Genomic DNA, 17,008 nt, shown 5'->3' on the forward strand with positions numbered 1-17,008 from the left:
ATTGATTTTCCCTCTGTATGAATTAACCATAAAATGAAAAAATCCTGCTTATGTTCATATTTGTATAATCCAAAAAGCAATGGTAACGCTAATGAAAAAGGGGAGAAAATAGAGTGGATTCATTCCAAGTAAATTGTTGGTCAGAGCATGAAGAGCTAAAGGTTGTCATGCTTTGTGCACCTTCAATTGCAGATGTCTCAGATTTAACGATAGCGGAGCAGGTAGGTTGGAGTGATACGGTTAATCATAGTAAGGCACTGGAAAGCTTCATGGCACTAAAGATGATATTAGAAAACGAGGGGGTTAAAGTTATAGATTACGCAAAAGAACTTCCTATTGATCAGCAGTTATTAAGTGAACAGTTTATTAACCGTTATTTTGTACGTGATCTTGCGTGTGTCATCGGCAATCGAATAGTACCTGGTAATGCAGGAAGCTCACTAAGGCAACCAGAATATCCTCTTGCTCATGCACTTTTAGAAAAATGGTTTCCCCAACAATTGATGCCAATGTTGCAACCACTACATTCATTCGAGTGTGGAGATGTGTTGATTTTAAATAAGGATGCTGTACTTATTAATCTCGGTATGCGAACGACAATAGAGGCTATCGAAGGTATAATGGAAACTATTTTACATGAGGGATTTTCTGAAATCGCAGTCATTGATTTACCAAAAAGCAATGATACGCTTCATTTAGATATGAATTGTAATGTTGTGAACAAGAATTTGGTCATCGCTAAAAGTTTTGTTCGTTATTTTCCAGTACAGGTGTTGAAAGCGCAAAGCAGACGTTTTGATATGGTGGAATCATTTTTAAAGCATCATGGTTTTGAAGTTTTCTGGCTAGACTCCTATAAGACAATCCCTGATATTAATTTTATTAACCTAAATCCTGAAACATTAGTGATTAGCAAACAGGCATCGAAACAGCAATTATTGGCACATCCACTACTAAAGAAAAAGAACTTGCTTGAGGTTGATGTCACAGAGCTTGAAAAAGGCGGTGGTGGAATTCGATGCATGACAATGCCATTGGTAAGAACGTAATGAAAGGCTGATAATAATGACATCAAAAACAAGTAAAGGTAGAATGTCTTGGTGGCAGCTTTCACTTCTCGGTATCGGCTGTACATTAGGAACAGGCTTTTTTCTTGGAACAAGTATGGCCATTCATAAAAGCGGACCAGCCGTGCTCATTCCTTTTTTATTAGCAGCCATTTGCACGTATATAGTTTATGATGCTCTTGTCAAAATGTCTGTGGAAAACCCTGATAAAGGCTCCTTTCGTACTTATGCCAAGCAAGCCTTTGGACGATGGGCAGGGTTCAGTAATGGCTGGGTATACTTGATGTCAGAGTTATTAATCATGGGAAGTCAGCTGATGGCGCTCGGGATTTTTACGAGGTTCTGGTTTCCAGCACTGCCACTCTGGATTTCTGCAGCGATTTATGCCGTACTAGGATTAGTCGTGATTCTAACAGGTATGAAGGGCTTTGAAAATTTCCAAAATATCTTCGGAGCTTTAAAAGCTGCTGCCATTATCATGTTTATTATCGTTGCCGTTATTATCATCTTGAAAGGCACGCAAGCAGCAACTCTGGATTCATTACAAGCTAATTATGAATCCTTTTTTTCACAAGGAATGAAAGGAATATGGCTTGGACTGCTCTATGCCTTTTATGCCTATGGAGGAATAGAGGTAATGGGGTTAATGGTTATCGATTTAAAAAATCCGCAAGAGGCGCCGAAAGCAGGAAGAATTATGCTTGTTGTCATAACAATCATCTTTATCCTAGCTATTGCACTTGCATTGGCACTTGTATCATGGAAAGACTTTGCGATAGATGAAAGCCCTTTTATCACAGCACTTCATGGTTATCATATACCTTTTGTAGCAGATATTTTTAATGGTGTATTAATCATAGCTGGTTTTTCAACAATGGTCGCTTCGCTTTACGCGGTTATCACCATTCTTATAACACTGGCAGAGGATCAAGATGCTCCAGATATTTTGGCGAAAAAAGGGAAAATGAAAGTGCCATTTCCCGCCTTTATTTTTTTAACGAGTGGTTTAGTCATCACGATTGTTATTGGCTTTCTGATGCCAGAAAAAATTTTTGAATATTTAATTACCGCAGCGGGTTTAATGCTAATCTACAACTGGCTCTTTATTTTAGTGACCTATAGGAAGCTCATGGCATTATCAAAGTGGGCCTATGTGAAAAATAATATAGGGATATTACTCATTATAGTGACGGTGTCTGGGACTTTAGGCGAAAAAACAAGCAGACTCGGTTTTTACGTGAGCCTGCTCTTTATTGTTCTAATTGGATTGGCGACCTGGTTCGTCGTGAAAAGGCAAAGGAATATTACGCAATGAACCATTTTCCTTTGACATCCGTAAAAAAGGGCATTTTGATGGACTTTGATTATCGTCACTTAAAAAATACTGCTTCCATTCATAGCTATCCTCTTGTCCATACCATTTTAAATCAGGATGTCCTGGAATTTGGTCATAGTCTGCAATGCGCTGGCGGATGAGCTTTTTCATTTTTTGTCCAAATGCAGTAGAGTCGTTTATATCATTAAATATCCAGCGAGGTTGAATGGCCATTAACAAAGTAGAAAAATGACGGCTCTTCCGCAATTTATGTGCTGGTGTAGCACAAGAAATAAAATAGGGTTCCCCGTTAAAGCAAAACTCCCATTCATTATGGACTGGATCTGTCGGTATTTCTTCAGGCCAAGCTACCTCATCTATGTTGGTTAAATGGTTTAAGACTGACCAAAATAACTGTTGATAATCCTCCACCTTAAAGCTTTCTAGCATATCAAGAGGGGCATGAAAAAACACTGTAAGGGTTGTATATTTTCCACAAGATCGCGAGACTTTCGCGTATTCCTTTAAGCACTGAGCTAGCAAGTTAATCGATTGCTCCTCCCGTGGATCGCCAACAAAACTATAACGTAAATGATTAGATAAAAAGCCCATTCTGGCTGGTACACACGGAAACGTATTTGCTTCATCAGCAATCGTGGCAGCAAAGTCATTATAGGCAGACTGTTGCCATAATGGAAGTGCTTCAAAATGATCCTCAATCCACTTCCTATCAAACACTACACCTTCCACTTGAGACTCCTCCTTCTACTCACTTTTATACTATTAAAGAAAAAGCAAATGGGTTACGAATCTGTCGCGAGTATACGAGGTATTCTTTCGAGAGACTGCTAGGGTATGAGCGGCTTTGACCAATAAGGATCACCTGGAGCAAGGGTATGAGCGGAATGGAGCCAAGAATGATCACCAGAGCAAGGGTATGAGCGGAGTGGAGCCAATAAGGATCACCTCGATCAAGAGTATGAGCGGGATGGAGCCAATTATGATCGCCTCGTGCCAGGATATGAGCGGAATGGAGCCAATTATGATCACCACGAGCCAGGGTATGAGCGGAATGGAGCCAATTATGATCACCTTGAGCCAGGATATGAGCGGAATGGAGCCAATAAGGATCACTTCGATCAAGGATATGAGCGGAATTGAGTCAAAGGTGATCACCTCGAGCTAGGGTATGAGCGGCTTTGACCAATAAGGATCACCTCGAACAAGGATATGAGCGGAATGGAGCCAATTATGATCACCTCGAACAAGGATATGAGCGGTATTGAGCCAAGAATGATCACCTCGAGCAAGAGTATGAGCGGAATGGAGCCAATTATGATCACCTTGAGCAAGGATATGAGCGGTTTTGAACCAATAAGGATCACCTCGAGCAAGAGTATGAGCGGAATGGAGCCAAGAATGATCACCACGAGCAAGGAGAAGAGCGGAATGGAGCCAATTATGATCGCCTCGTGCCAGGATATGAGCGGAATGGAGCCAATTATGATCACCTTGAGCCAGGATATGAGCGGAATGGAGCCAAGAATGATCACCACGAGCCAGGGTATGAGCGGAATTGAGTCAAAGGTGATCACCACGAGCAAGGATATGAGCGGTATTGAGCCAAGAATGATCACCTCGAGCAAGAGTATGAGCGGAATGGAGCTAAGAATGATCACCTCGAGCAAGAGTATGAGCGGTATGGAATCAAGAATAATCACCACAAGCAAAGGTATGAGCAATAATGCAACATCAACTACCTAAAAAGAACCAGCCTGCTATTGTAGGAAGCAGCTAGCGGCATGGTCTTAAACTTTCTGTTGAAAAACCTTTTGCTCTAGGATGGTTAGGGCATGTTGGATTTCCTTTAGATCCTGTGGAGAAGCATGTTGAATAAGCTGGGAAAAGCGTTCCTCTATACAGGCGAAGGCCTCTTCCATCATTTTTTCACCTTCATTGGACAAGCGAACATATTGCTTTCTTCGGTCTCCGGTGTCGTTAAATTTTTCAATTAGCTGTCGTTCTTTTAATTTTCGTAGTTCACGACTCGTATTTGGTAAGGACATGTGTTGGCAGTCACTAATTTCGGTTGGTGTGACAGGCTGGCTTACTTTAATATATTCAAGAATTTTATATTGTAGCGGTGTGATATTTGCATCCGTAACATTTTGTGTAAGATCGTGTGTCACTTGATGGATAGTGGCAGTAAACGATACAAATTGATGAAATAAAGAGCTTTTATTCATTGGGATCACCTCTACTGTCAAGATACCAAATAACTTATCTCAAAACAATTATCATTTGACAACTAAAAAGAGCTCGATTATTATTTTGTTATCAAATGATAAGTAATGAGGTGCACGAAATGAAAACATTAATTGTCTATACATACCCAAATCATAAAAGTTTAAATTATGCTTTTCTACAGGAAGTAATTAAGGGGTGTCGTGAGAATCCTGCCATCGAGGAGTTACAGATACTAGATTTATATGAAGAAGACTTCGATCCACGTTTAATGTTCCATGAGCACAAACGACGACGTGATATGTATCAGGATCCGAAGATGGAAAAATATCGCCAACAGCTTTCTTGGGCAGATCAACTAGTTTTTGTTTACCCGATTTGGTGGGGGAGGCCACCAGCTATGCTGTTAGGCTATATTGATCAATTATTTGCAGCGAACTTTGCTTATCGCGATACAAAGGGGTTATTTCCAGAAGGGCTCTTAAAAGGGAAGTCTGTTGTCTGTGTGTCTACAATGAAGGGGCCAACCAATTATCCATTTTTATGGTTGAATAACGCACATAAAATTTTGATGAAGCGTGCATTGTTTAAGTTTGTTGGGATGAAAAAAGTGAAGTTTTTTGAGTTTGGTAACATGGAAAGTAAAAAGGGGAAGCAACAGCAAAAATTGAATAAAGTATATCAATATTTTAGAAAAGTAGCTTACTAAAAAATAACTCGTGCAGAACGGTGTTAATCGTTTGCACGAGCTGAAATACTGACGATCGGTATTGTAATTAAAAATCTTGTACATTCGGCTAGCTTGCTTTCCACAGTAATCGTTCCATTGTGCATATCAATAATTTTTTTAACAATCGCTAACCCTAATCCACTGCCACCATTTGTGGCTGTTCGGGATTGGTCAGCCTTATAAAATCTTTCAAAGATATGCATTTGTTGTTCCTCCGTTAGGCCAATGCCAGTGTCTTGAACAATTACGGTGATTCTATCTGAGTCCAACCTCATGGACAATGAGATGGTACCTTTATTGGGGGTAAATTTGATGCTATTAGTCAGCAAATTCATCCATACTTGGTTCATTAAATCCTCATCAGCTGTGATGCAAATGTTGTCAAGATGGAGATCAAAGTCGAGCTCTTTTTCTAGCCAATTCGGTTCTAATGCGAGAACAACATTGCGCAATTGTTTATCTAATCGATATTGTTTAGGCTCAAAAGGATGATGCTGGGATTCTAATGATGTTAGTTTAAGTAAATTCTCACTAATTTTCGATAAACGATGACTTTCTAATTCGATAATGTCTAAATAATGTTGGCGTTTTTCCTCAGGCAGATTGATATTTTTTAGTGCCTTTGCAAAGCCATTAATAGACGTTAAAGGTGACTGTATCTCATGTGAAACGTTGGAAATGAACTCTTGACGCATTCTTTCGAGTTCGCCTAATTCAACGGCCATATGATTGATGCCATGAATTAATTGCCCAAATTGGTCTTCCTCATCTGCTTTCAAATCTAATTTGACATCAAAGTCACCTTTTGCCATGCGACTTAATGCATCTACAATCGTATCCCAATAGTTACGTTGTCGATTTAGCCCGATTAAAAAGATAATAGCGGCTGAACAGGCAAAGAGCACAAATACACCAATTACTGTTCCTAACTGTAGCCAAAATCCTTGGGGCTCTGCACCCAATCGACTATAAAGCCATGTGGTTGCATGATAGGCAAGCAAAGCAAATACAGTATTTGCAATGAGAAACAGGCAAAGGACCATGATCAACTTTAAAAAGAATCTTCGTTTTCTCATGTGGCTAGTTCCAAGCGGTAACCAAGGCCACGAATAGTGCGAATGACAAAGCCGCTAACTTCCTGTGGAAAACGCTCGAGTATTCTTTTAATATGGACATCGACTGTTCGTTCATCACCCTCATAATCAAAGCCCCAAATTTCTTCGATTAATTGTTCACGTGAAAAGGTTTTACCAACATAGCTTGCTAGTGTGAATAATAGCTCGAACTCCTTTAAACGAAGTAGAATAGTCTCCCCGTCCAATTCCACTTCATGCGTACTGCGATTCAATTTAACGTTACCAGCTTCAACAACCTGTGAGAGGGAAATGCGGTATCTTTTTAAAATGGACTTGACCCGCACGATGAGCTCGACTGGTTCAAATGGCTTCACTAGATAATCATCTGTTCCTAAATGAAAGCCCTTGACCTTTTGGGAGGTTTCTCCTTTAGCTGTTAGCATAAGGATAGGGAGATCCGTATCGAATGAACGTATTTCCTCACATAATGCCCAGCCATCCATGTTTGGCATCATAATATCCATCACAACCATATCCACTTTTTCAGCGGCTAATTTGGACAGTGCATCTACACCGTCCGTAGCCTCTATAACCTCAAGACCTTCATTTTGAAGAAATACTTTTACTAATTCTCGAATATGTGCATCATCATCCACCACTAATAGTTTTGTCATTTCAACAAACCCCTTTATTCATTCTCTTTAATACGTAATTGCTGCATGGCAAATTCACGATACATAGCATGTGTTTCAAAGAGCGTTTCGTGTGTACCACAGCCTGTAATATGTCCTTTTTCAATAAATAATATTTGATCGGCGTCTACCACGGTAGATAAACGGTGCGCAATTACTAATGTTGTGCGACCTTGCATTAAGTTGTCTAAAGCTTTTTGTACATAAATTTCTGACTTACTATCTAGACTTGATGTTGCTTCATCCAACATTAATATTTGGGGATTGCGTAGTAACGCCCTTGCAATCGAGATACGCTGACGTTGCCCTCCCGATAGCTTAATGCCTCGTTCTCCTACTTCTGTGTCAAACTTATCTGGCAGCTCATTAATAAATTGATCCGCATAGGCCATTTTAGCGACTCTTTCTAGCTCATCATCTGCGACGTCTCGCTCTATACCATAGCAAATATTTTCTCGAATCGTACCTGAGAGCAGAGCACTTTCCTGTGCCACATAGCCAATTTGACTGCGCCATGAATGGAGAGAGAAAGTTTCAATGGGGGTATCTCCTAGTGTGATGCTACCATTAGTTGGCTGATAATATCGCTCTAACAACGAGAAGGTTGTAGTTTTTCCGCCACCACTAGGCCCCACTATGGCTGTAACCTTGCCTGGTTCAATCGTGAAGTTAATATTGGATAAAATCGGTTCTTCAGCATAAGAGAAATCAACGTTTTTAACATAGATCGGTTGATTGATTTTTTCGACAGTTAAACCCTCATCAATATGTTCCTCTTCATGTTCCAGTAATGCACTAATTCGTTCTGTAGCCCCCATTGCTTTTTGTAGCTGAGTAAAGAACATTGTTAGTTGTGTCATTGGCATAATGATTTGGATTAAATATAAAATAAATGCCACCATATCTCCAGCAGTCAGTTCCCCAGAGGAAACGCGAACACCACCATAGCCAATGATCGCTACTAGCACTGACATGAGAACGAATGAAATGAGCGGTGAAATCAGTGCATGAATTTTCGCTTCTTTTAAGCCGAATGTAAAAAGATTTGTAATGCCTTTTTTGCCACGCTCATATTCCACGTGCTCAGCATTCGAAGCCTTTACTAAACGAGTTTCAGGCAAAACTTGACTTAACACCGCTGTAAACTTCGCTGTTTCATCTTGCATACCTTTAGAAATCACAAACATCCGTTTACCTAGTAGCATTAAAATCAGCATTGCGAGTGGGACTGCAATTAGCATCACTAACGTCATTTTCCAATCTAAGATTAAGAGAATGATGATGGAACCAATAATCGAAATAACCCCAGATAAACAGTTTGCTAAATGTTCTGTAATGAGCTCTTTTACAACGGCTGTGTCATTCGTAACACGGCTTAATGTTTCACCTGTATCATGTTGATCATAGTAGGGTATGGGTAAATGTAAAAGCTTTCGCCATAACTGGTCTCGCAATCTAGCGACAACATGCTGACCAACACGATTTAAATAGTAGATGGATAATCCGCTAGCAATAGCTTGTGCGATAAAGGCAATACCGAGTACAATAATTTGCCAATAATCAAGTGATTCTAATGAAAAACCATCCACCAATTGTTTTGTAAAGAGTGGGACGATAAAGCCTACACCCGTCGTAGCTAAACTCATTACTAAAGCGATGACCAGTAACCAAATTGGGGGTTCGGCTCGTTTGATTAATTGGATAAAGCGTCGCCAATCTTTTTGATTTGTCTTGTCTTTTGATGTCTCTTGCAAAGAAATAAGCCTCCTTCAATGTATAAAACAACGTATTTCGTTTCTATGGCTTTACTATAGCATGCGTTTATGAACTGAATATGAAATGAAGCGTATCATATATCATATAAAAGAGAGGGTCTGCTATACGTGATGTTTAGGTTGATTCAAGTTAAAAAGGCGATGCACATATCGGGCATCACCTTGTACAATTAATCTGCGAATTCATCATGGTATAAAGACTTTCCAAGCAAACGATAAATTCTAAGGGCTAATTGGATTTGCAGCAGTTCCTCATAGCTTTTTAAATCTGTTTTTAGAATCTCTTTAATCTTTTCGATACGATAAATTAATGTGTTACGATGAACAAACATTTCCTTAGCTGTTTCACTAATATTCATATGATTAATAAAATAGTTTTCTAATGTAACGAGGTAGCTTGTCCCATGTAAAAGATCATGCTCAAAGACAGCTCCTAAGCTTTCTAAGAAAAAGTCCTTTAATTGCACCTCATTCATATTTGAATCTAAAAAATGATAAATTGAGTGATCGGCAAAATGGGCTACAGCTCCACGTTCCTCAAACCGTTGCATTAGTCGAAGTGCTTCATGAGCTTCTGCAAAGCTTTTATGAACAAAGCGAATATGTTTATATTCTTTGCCAATACCTACCAAAAAGGAAGTTTGGCTATTATGCTGTATTAATAATTGCAGAATAGTATCTGCGTATTGTTTTGTTTCATTAATCGTCCTGTCTTGCTTCGTATCCTGTTGTCCTATTAGTACGATGATTTGATTGTTTCGATAAAGACATGTAATTTCTCCATTGATGGTACTAGAGTGTTCATAAATTAAAGTCACACATTTTTTTGCTATATTATCAGATTCGTATTTTCTTGAAATTAAATCAAGGTGTTCACTCAGGTTGTCATGACTGATCGAAATGACGATACAATAATATTTATAATTGATATTTAAGCCGTGTAGGTCACAGAGTGTTTGCAGCGTTTCACTGGATTTGATTTTACCCGTCAATAAATCATCAAAAAATTCCTGTTTAATTTTTAAACGCACACCCTCAATTTCCTTCTGTTTAATCCTTTCTAACGCAACAATCGTGGATGCTTGCTCCAAAACGATGAAATCAAACTCCGTCAAATCACGTACGGTTTGCCAAATTACAATATAGCCGTAAATGTAATTTGCAACTGCCACGGGTAGTATTCGACATTTCACAGCCACATCTTCTAAATGATACATCCTTGTAATTGATTTTTGCATTTCGTTTAAATCTTTTGGAATTGTATCAATGAAATCCTTCGAAAACGTAGGCCGATTCTTCTTGAGGTTGATGCCATAGGCAAGTGGCACAGGATTCGAATCGAGATCTGTATAATGCAGTAAATTCCAGTCACTATCCAAAAAGATAATCGGGTTATTAATCGTTTCGGCTAACATGCAAGAGATGGATTCAATGCCTCCACCTTCAAGTGCCACCTTAAACAACGTATTATGCATATCCAATGACTTCCTATTTAATAAATCATAGCCTCCTGAAGCCTTTTCATTGATGATCGAGATGACCTTGGACAAGGTGTAGTTATAAGGTAATTCTATTAAGGGCAAACCATATTGGTTGGCAATATCAATCATGTTTTGAGGCGTTTTTTGTAAATAGCGCCTCATTTTAATGACAAGGCCAGCACAATTTATTTTAGAAATTTCTTGGATAATTTTATTTTGTAATGCTTCATCGTCTTGAAATATATAACCAGTTGTTAATAATAATTCATTCGGTGTCAGCCAATCAAATGCATCGGGATTTTCAATAATGTTCACAAGTGCAATTTTATTATGAATCCCTTGTTCTCCGGCAACAATTTTAATTCCTTCGAGTGCCTTTGTTTCTAGAATATCTTTGATTGTTAGCAAATGATTTCACTCCTTTGCCATAATCTTATCACAAAACATTGTACACATTGCCTAAATCATCTACATTCTTTTTGGTTTTGCTAAACAATGATATATACGTTTTAAGAGAATAAAATAAAGCGTGTAAGACGGTAATGTGAAAAAAATAACATTGCTGCGGTTCATTTCCCTTTAGTTGAAATGAACAATAGGTCGGATTAATGGAGGTAAGAATGTGGAAGATACAAATGTGGTGTCGGAATTTTTAGCTGCGGCTGAAACAGGGGATATTAACGCTTTGAAAGGTTATTTACAACAAGGTGTAGATATTAACTCTCGCAATAAGCGTAAACGTACGGCAATTTTACTTGCTGCTATGAATGATCAATTAGAAACAGTAAAATTTCTAATTCAGGAAGGGGCAGATATCGACCTTCAAGATCAAATTTGCTTAAATCCATTCTTATATGGATGTATTAACGGAAAGTTAGAGCTTGTGAAAATAATGCTTGAAGCAAACACAGATTTAGAACGTTTAACCCGCTTTGGTGGTGTAGGTGTTCACCCTGCAAGTGAGAAGGGATTTGTAGATGTGGTACGTGAACTTGTTACGACTACAGATATTAATGTCAACCATACGAATATTTGTGGTTGGACACCATTAATTGAAGCAATTCTTTTAAATGATGGTGGAGAGAAGCAACAGGAAATTGTTCGTTTATTAGTTGAACATGGTGCAGATACACAATTAGTGGATCAATATGGGGTGACACCGTTAGCGATGGCGAGAGAAAAAGGATTCACTGAAATTGAAAAGATTTTACTAGGAGCAGGGGCAAAATAGTAGTATTTCTAGGGCATAAAGAGGTGTACATATGATACACGCAATATCTGGTGATGGCTATTTTCTTCAGCAAATAGGTGCATCGGGGTTTACGGGAATGGTTCATAGTGTTTTTACGCATGCATTGAATATTCAAAGCGAGGCTAATGGAGAAATTTTCACACTTGCTACGAAAGCAATGGATAATGCACCCAATACACTGATTATCGATCTCGATACTTTAGGCAACCTGCACATTCATCAACATGACAGAGTATCGGTTCAACATGACCAACTATTAATAGAAGATAAAGTACAAATAGCAATGCAGACCGCCACTCGTTGGCAATGTCAACTACCTATTTTCCCAACTGATCAAACCTGTTTAAAAACGAATGTAGTCACTGTAAAACAATTTATTAATTTACATGGCAAAAGTGGAGGAATGAAACGTAGTAATTCATCAATTAGTGAGTTTGAGGCTGAAACATCGAGATTGCTTCAGCAACGTACAAGTTTACTCCGAGAGGAATTAATGAATCAGCGTTTTGATCATTTTCAGAGTTATGCAATTGATTTAGTAGGCTTGGGACCTGGGCTAACACCATCAGGTGATGATTTTTTAGTAGGCTTATTTGCCATCATTCACTTAGAAAATAGTCCTTGTTATATTTACAAGCAACTGTGTGAAAGCGCCATCAACATGATGAAGCCTTTGACCAATGCTATTAGCTATACAACATTGAAAAAGGCAGCAAATGGACAAGTAAGGGAATCCATCTGTTCACTCATTTATTCCATTTTATATGGAACGGAAGCGGATTCAATTCAGGCTCTTAGAAAGGTGCTTGCAATTGGCTCCTCATCGGGGACAGATATCGCCTTAGGGCTTATAAGTGGCTTAGAAGCCAATATAAAATTAGGAGGATAAAGATGAGTATTAAAGTCGTAATTAAGCGAAACACATATTTTGATTCAGTATCATTGATGTCACTATCAACAAAAGCGAATCAAATTGAAGGCGTTGAGCAAGCAATTATTGGTATGGGGACTGAAATGAACAAAGGAGTCATTCGCAACGTTGGTTTGATGACGTCAGAAGTAGAGGAAGCAACAGCTGGTGACTTAATGATTATTGTAAAAACTGCTAATGCGGAGCAAACAGAAAGCGCTTACTTAGCAGTAGAAGAATTGTTAACAAATAAAAACTCAGCACAAGCAAAAAGCGATATTAAATATGCAACGATTGATTCTGCCGTACAAGGTATCCCAGATGCAAACTTTGCCGTTATTTCGGTAAATGGTGCATTTGCTGTTCGTGAAGCTCGCAAAGCTCTTGAAAATAATCTGCATGTTATGTTATTCAGCGATAATGTGAGCGTAGAGGACGAAGTAGAATTAAAAACTTTAGCACATGAAAAAGGTTTATTAATGATGGGGCCAGACTGTGGAACAGCAATCATTGGGAATACAGGTCTTTGCTTTGCAAATGCTGTAAGAAAAGGCAGCATCGGTATTGTTGCAGCTTCAGGTACTGGTAGCCAAGAGGTAAGTGTGCGTATTCATGATTTCGGTGGTGGGATTACCCAACTTATCGGGACAGGTGGACGCGATTTAAGTAAAGAAGTAGGCGGTATTATGATGCTTGACGGTATCAAAGCTCTTGATGCTGATGAAGCAACAAAAGTAATTGTTCTTGTATCGAAGCCACCTGAAGCAAGTGTTGAGAAAAAGGTACTTGCGCAAATTAAAGAGTGCAGTAAACCTGTTGTTGTTTACTTTATTGGTGGTAATGAAGAGGCAGTTGTGGCTGCTGGTGGACAATTTGCAAAAACGTCTAAAGAAGCAGCATTAAAAGCTGTATTACTAGCAGGTATTGATGAAGCAAGCATTAACAAGCGTGCACTTAATCTTCCGTTAATTGAAGAGGTTCGCGCTAAATTATCACCAGAACAAAAATACATTCGTGGTTTATTCTGTGGCGGTACGTTATGTGATGAATCTATGTATCTAGCTATGGAGAAATTCTACAATGTTTATAGTAATATCCAAAAAAATCCGGACTTCTTATTAAAGGATATCAGTGTAAGTCAAGAGCATACATTCATTGACTTCGGTGATGATGACTTTACAAATGGTAAGCCACATCCAATGATCGATCCATCTTCTCGTATTGAGCGTTTCCTACAAGAAGCGAAAGATCCATCTGTTGGCGTTATCGTGATGGACTTCGTATTAGGCTTCGGCTCTCATGAAGATCCAGTGGGCGTTATGCTTCCTGCCATCATGGAAGCTAAGCAATTAGCTGAAAAAGAAGGTAGGCATCTAGAGATCATTGGGTATGTCCTTGGAACTGACTTAGATACACCAAACATAGATGAGCAAGTGAAAAAATTAGTCGATGCAGGTGTGACACATGCAAGCAGTAGTACAAATGCAGGATTACTTGCAAGAGAAATGGTTTTGAAAGGAGAAAATCATGAGTAAGATTAATGAACTTTTCACAAGTAAAATTAACGTTATTAACGTAGGTATTGAACTTTTTAAAGATGATATTTTAGCACAAAATGCAAGCGCAACACACCTAGAGTGGTCACCACCGGGTGGAGGTAAGCCAGAAATCATTGCAGCTCTTAACAAAATTGATAAAGCAGAACTAGCAGAGAAAATCGAAGCTGCAAACCGTCTTGCTGTTGAAAAAATTGTGAACTCCCAACCAGTGCTAATTGGTTTTGACCAAGCCATTAATGTAGTACCAGGGATGACGAAGAAAACAATTTTACACGCAGGCCCTCCTATTACTTGGGAAAAAATGAACGGACCAATGAAAGGTGCCGTAATGGGTGCTCTAATATTTGAAGGATTAGCAAAAGATCTAGAGGAAGCTGCAGCGGTTGCTGCATCGGGTGAAATCACGTTCTCACCATGTCACGAACATAACGCAGTTGGATCAATGGCTGGTGTAACTTCAGCTTCTATGTTTATGCACATCGTAGAAAATAAAGCTTATGGCAATATAGCCTATACAAACTTAAGTGAGCAAATGGCAAAAATCTTACGTATGGGTGCGAACGATGACAGCGTTGTCGAGCGATTAATTTGGATGCGCGATGTGTTAGGTCCAATTTTACGTGATGCGATGAAGCTGAATAAAGAAGGTATTGATCTTCGTTTAATGCTTGCACAAGCGCTTCATATGGGTGACGAGTGTCATAACCGTAACAATGCAGGCACGGCTTTATTAATTCAAGCATTAACACCTTTTATTTTAGAAACAGATTACCCTGTAGAACAAAAACGTGAAGTATTTGACTTTGTAGCAAGTAGTGATTACTTCTCAGGTCCTACATGGATGGCTTGCTGTAAATGTGCATTAGATGCTGCACACGGTATTGAATACAGTACTGTTGTCACTACGATGGCACGTAACGGTGTAGAATTTGGTGTTCGTATTAGTGGTATGGCAGGTAATACATGGTTTACAGGTCCTGCACAACAAGTAATCGGACCGATGTTTGCTGGGTATAAACCAGAAGATTCAGGTCTTGATATTGGAGATAGTGCTATTACGGAAACATACGGCATCGGTGGCTTTGCAATGGCTACTGCACCAGCAATTGTTGCTTTAGTAGGTGGAACAGTAGATGAAGCAATTGGATATTCACGTCAAATGAAAGAAATTACAACAACAGAGAACCAAAATATTACCATTCCATTATTAAACTTCATGGGAATTCCTACGGGTATTGATATTCGTAAAGTAATTCAAACTGGTATTCTTCCAATCATCAATACAGCAATCGCACATAAAGAGGCTGGTATTGGCATGATTGGTGCTGGTATTACTCATCCTCCAATGGAAGCTTTCGAAAAATCATTAATCACAATTAGTGAGAAGTGGGCTTAAGCCCACTTCCTTATAAGTAGGAGGAGCTTAATATGGAACATACAAAAATTGAACAGTCCAATCAAGACTATAGAGCACTTGGCTATTCGGAAGATCTATTACCAAAAGGGCCTCAGGAAAGGGATTGGGGGATTTTTAACTACATCACAGTTTGGATGGGCGCAGTTCACAATATTATGTCTTATATGACGGTGGCTGGATTTTTCATCTTAGGATTATCTGTCAATCAAGTTTTCTTAGCCATCATGCTTTCGGCATTGATTGTTTCTGCAGGTTACGCATTAAATGGATATTCTGCTTCTAAATATGGTATACCATTCGCTATATTACTAAGAGATTCATTTGGAGTGAAAGGTTCTATTATACCAGCATTATGTCGAGGATTGGTTGCTGGGGTTGTATTCTTTGGGACGACAATAGTTGTAGGTGCTCAATCCCTTAATGTGTTATTTTCAAGATTCATTCCGAATTATATGTCTATCGGTGGAGACTTCAATATTTTTGGCTTAGATGTTCCAACAATGATCTCCTATGGCATTTTGTGGTTAGTTACAGTGTTGCTATTTTTAGGTGGCATGGATATGTTAACTGTCTTTGGTAAATATTCATCACCGATTGTTTATATCTTCATCATTGGAGCAGCTATTTGGGCAATTAATATTGCTGGTGGAATTGGACCAATTTTAGAATATAAACCTTCTGCAACAATGGAAAGTCCATTAGTCTTTATTGCATGTGTCAGTGCGTTGGTTTCGAACTGGGCTGGTCCCGTGGTTAATATTGCAGACTATACGCATAGAGCAAAATCACCAAAAGCGATGATTTACGGTTTATCTATTGGTATGATCGGTTCTTATCTATTATTTGCTATCACTTGTATTAGCTTAATTGCAGGAACAGAGATTGCTTTCGGACAACCAATTTTTAATATCGTCGATGCAATTGATAAAATTCAAAATCCATTCTCTGTAGTGGTGTTAATTTTAGCATTAAATGTAGGGGCAACAGCTTTTGTAGTTTTTGGTAACTTACTACCATCTGGATTACAAATGACAACATTATTCCCTAAAGTATTTACAGTGAAATCTGCAGGTGTTTTAACAGCTGTTATTGGAACAATCATTTTACCTTGGAAACTAGTATCGAGTACAGAAACTTTATTCTTCTTTTATAGTTTCATAGGTTCTATGTTTGGTCCAATAGTGGGTATTATGTTGTCTAGCTTCTTTATCGAGCGTAAAAGACATTTAAATTTATCAATGCTTTACGTAGAAGAGGGAAAAAACGGAGCCTATAAATCTGGCTATAATATCATCGCGTGTATCGTCCTTTTGATTAGCTTCCTGTTACCAATGTCTGGTGCCTTTCTTAAGGGTGTACCGTTCTTAGTGAAGCTAAATGACTTTGCATTCTTCAGCGGTCTAATCATGTCATTTATTTTATATACGGTGCTATATAAATTCAATCAGCAAAGTGTTCATAATAGTGTAGAAAATAAAGTAGGGGTGTAG

Annotated in this window: 15 protein-coding genes; 9 read left to right on the top strand and 6 right to left on the bottom strand. The window is 38.7% G+C overall.

Going from position 1 to position 17,008, the window contains the following annotated elements; genetic code table 11:
• Positions 1-113: 113 nt before the first annotated feature.
• A complete protein-coding gene (locus OU989_RS07160) occupies positions 114-1,049 on the top strand; it encodes an arginine deiminase family protein (protein WP_274796431.1) in 936 nt (311 codons plus the stop codon).
• A 16-nt stretch (positions 1,050-1,065) separates the two neighbouring features.
• The gene (locus OU989_RS07165) at positions 1,066-2,382 is read left to right on the top strand and encodes an amino acid permease (protein WP_274796432.1); all 1,317 of its coding nucleotides are present in this window, start codon (positions 1,066-1,068) and stop codon (positions 2,380-2,382) included.
• Here the strand turns inward: OU989_RS07165 and OU989_RS07170 are convergent.
• On the bottom strand, positions 2,326-3,132 hold the full coding sequence (locus OU989_RS07170) for a YqcI/YcgG family protein (protein ID WP_274796433.1): 807 nt from the start codon (positions 3,130-3,132) through the stop codon (positions 2,326-2,328). The genes OU989_RS07165 and OU989_RS07170 overlap by 57 nt on opposite strands.
• 489 nt (positions 3,133-3,621) lie before the next feature.
• On the opposite strand from OU989_RS07170, the gene OU989_RS07175 reads away from it, so the two are divergent.
• The gene (locus tag OU989_RS07175; RefSeq protein WP_274796434.1) at positions 3,622-4,146 is read left to right on the top strand and encodes a hypothetical protein; all 525 of its coding nucleotides are present in this window, start codon (positions 3,622-3,624) and stop codon (positions 4,144-4,146) included.
• A gap of 44 nt (positions 4,147-4,190) precedes the next feature.
• Here the strand turns inward: OU989_RS07175 and OU989_RS07180 are convergent, their stop codons facing one another.
• Positions 4,191-4,628: a MarR family winged helix-turn-helix transcriptional regulator gene (locus tag OU989_RS07180; RefSeq protein ID WP_274796435.1), complete on the bottom strand. Its 438-nt coding sequence runs from the start codon at positions 4,626-4,628 to the stop codon at positions 4,191-4,193.
• Positions 4,629-4,747: 119 nt separating this feature from the next.
• Between OU989_RS07180 and OU989_RS07185 the strand changes: the two genes are divergently transcribed.
• Positions 4,748-5,335, top strand: a complete 588-nt coding sequence (locus tag OU989_RS07185; protein ID WP_274796436.1) for an NAD(P)H-dependent oxidoreductase — start codon at positions 4,748-4,750, stop codon at positions 5,333-5,335.
• Positions 5,336-5,358: 23 nt separating this feature from the next.
• On the opposite strand, the gene OU989_RS07190 is transcribed toward OU989_RS07185, so the two are convergent.
• The 4 genes from OU989_RS07190 to OU989_RS07205 form a co-directional block, all read right to left on the bottom strand.
• Positions 5,359-6,432, bottom strand: a complete 1,074-nt coding sequence (locus OU989_RS07190; protein ID WP_274796437.1) for a sensor histidine kinase — start codon at positions 6,430-6,432, stop codon at positions 5,359-5,361.
• Entirely contained in the window at positions 6,429-7,106 is a 678-nt protein-coding gene (locus OU989_RS07195) for a response regulator transcription factor (RefSeq protein ID WP_274796438.1), read from the bottom strand. Before OU989_RS07195 ends, OU989_RS07190 begins: the two co-directional genes overlap by 4 nt.
• A gap of 14 nt (positions 7,107-7,120) precedes the next feature.
• Entirely contained in the window at positions 7,121-8,878 is a 1,758-nt protein-coding gene (locus OU989_RS07200) for an ABC transporter ATP-binding protein (RefSeq protein WP_274796439.1), read from the bottom strand.
• 191 nt (positions 8,879-9,069) lie between these two features.
• Positions 9,070-10,788 (bottom strand): PucR family transcriptional regulator, encoded by a 1,719-nt coding sequence (locus tag OU989_RS07205; RefSeq protein WP_274796440.1) that lies wholly within the window; start codon positions 10,786-10,788, stop codon positions 9,070-9,072.
• Between the two features lie 214 nt (positions 10,789-11,002).
• Here OU989_RS07205 and OU989_RS07210 point away from each other — a divergent pair, with 214 nt between their 5' ends.
• Genes OU989_RS07210 through OU989_RS07230 form a run of 5 tightly spaced genes read left to right on the top strand, consistent with a single transcriptional unit; the run spans position 11,003 to position 17,008 of the window.
• Entirely contained in the window at positions 11,003-11,611 is a 609-nt protein-coding gene (locus OU989_RS07210; protein ID WP_274796441.1) for an ankyrin repeat domain-containing protein, read from the top strand.
• Between the two features lie 31 nt (positions 11,612-11,642).
• Positions 11,643-12,521, top strand: a complete 879-nt coding sequence (locus tag OU989_RS07215) for an oxamate carbamoyltransferase subunit AllH family protein (RefSeq protein ID WP_274796442.1) — start codon at positions 11,643-11,645, stop codon at positions 12,519-12,521.
• Positions 12,522-12,523: 2 nt separating this feature from the next.
• Positions 12,524-14,077 (top strand): acyl-CoA synthetase FdrA, encoded by a 1,554-nt coding sequence (gene fdrA / locus OU989_RS07220; RefSeq protein ID WP_274796443.1) that lies wholly within the window; start codon positions 12,524-12,526, stop codon positions 14,075-14,077.
• Positions 14,070-15,497, top strand: coding sequence for a YlbE family protein (locus OU989_RS07225; protein WP_274796444.1), 1,428 nt, complete (start codon positions 14,070-14,072; stop codon positions 15,495-15,497). The genes fdrA and OU989_RS07225 overlap by 8 nt, the downstream gene beginning before the upstream one ends.
• Before the next feature lie 32 nt (positions 15,498-15,529).
• Entirely contained in the window at positions 15,530-17,008 is a 1,479-nt protein-coding gene (locus tag OU989_RS07230) for a cytosine permease (protein WP_274796445.1), read from the top strand.

This window comes from Lysinibacillus irui (genome assembly GCF_028877475.1).
GTDB classification, from domain to species: domain Bacteria; phylum Bacillota; class Bacilli; order Bacillales_A; family Planococcaceae; genus Lysinibacillus; species Lysinibacillus irui.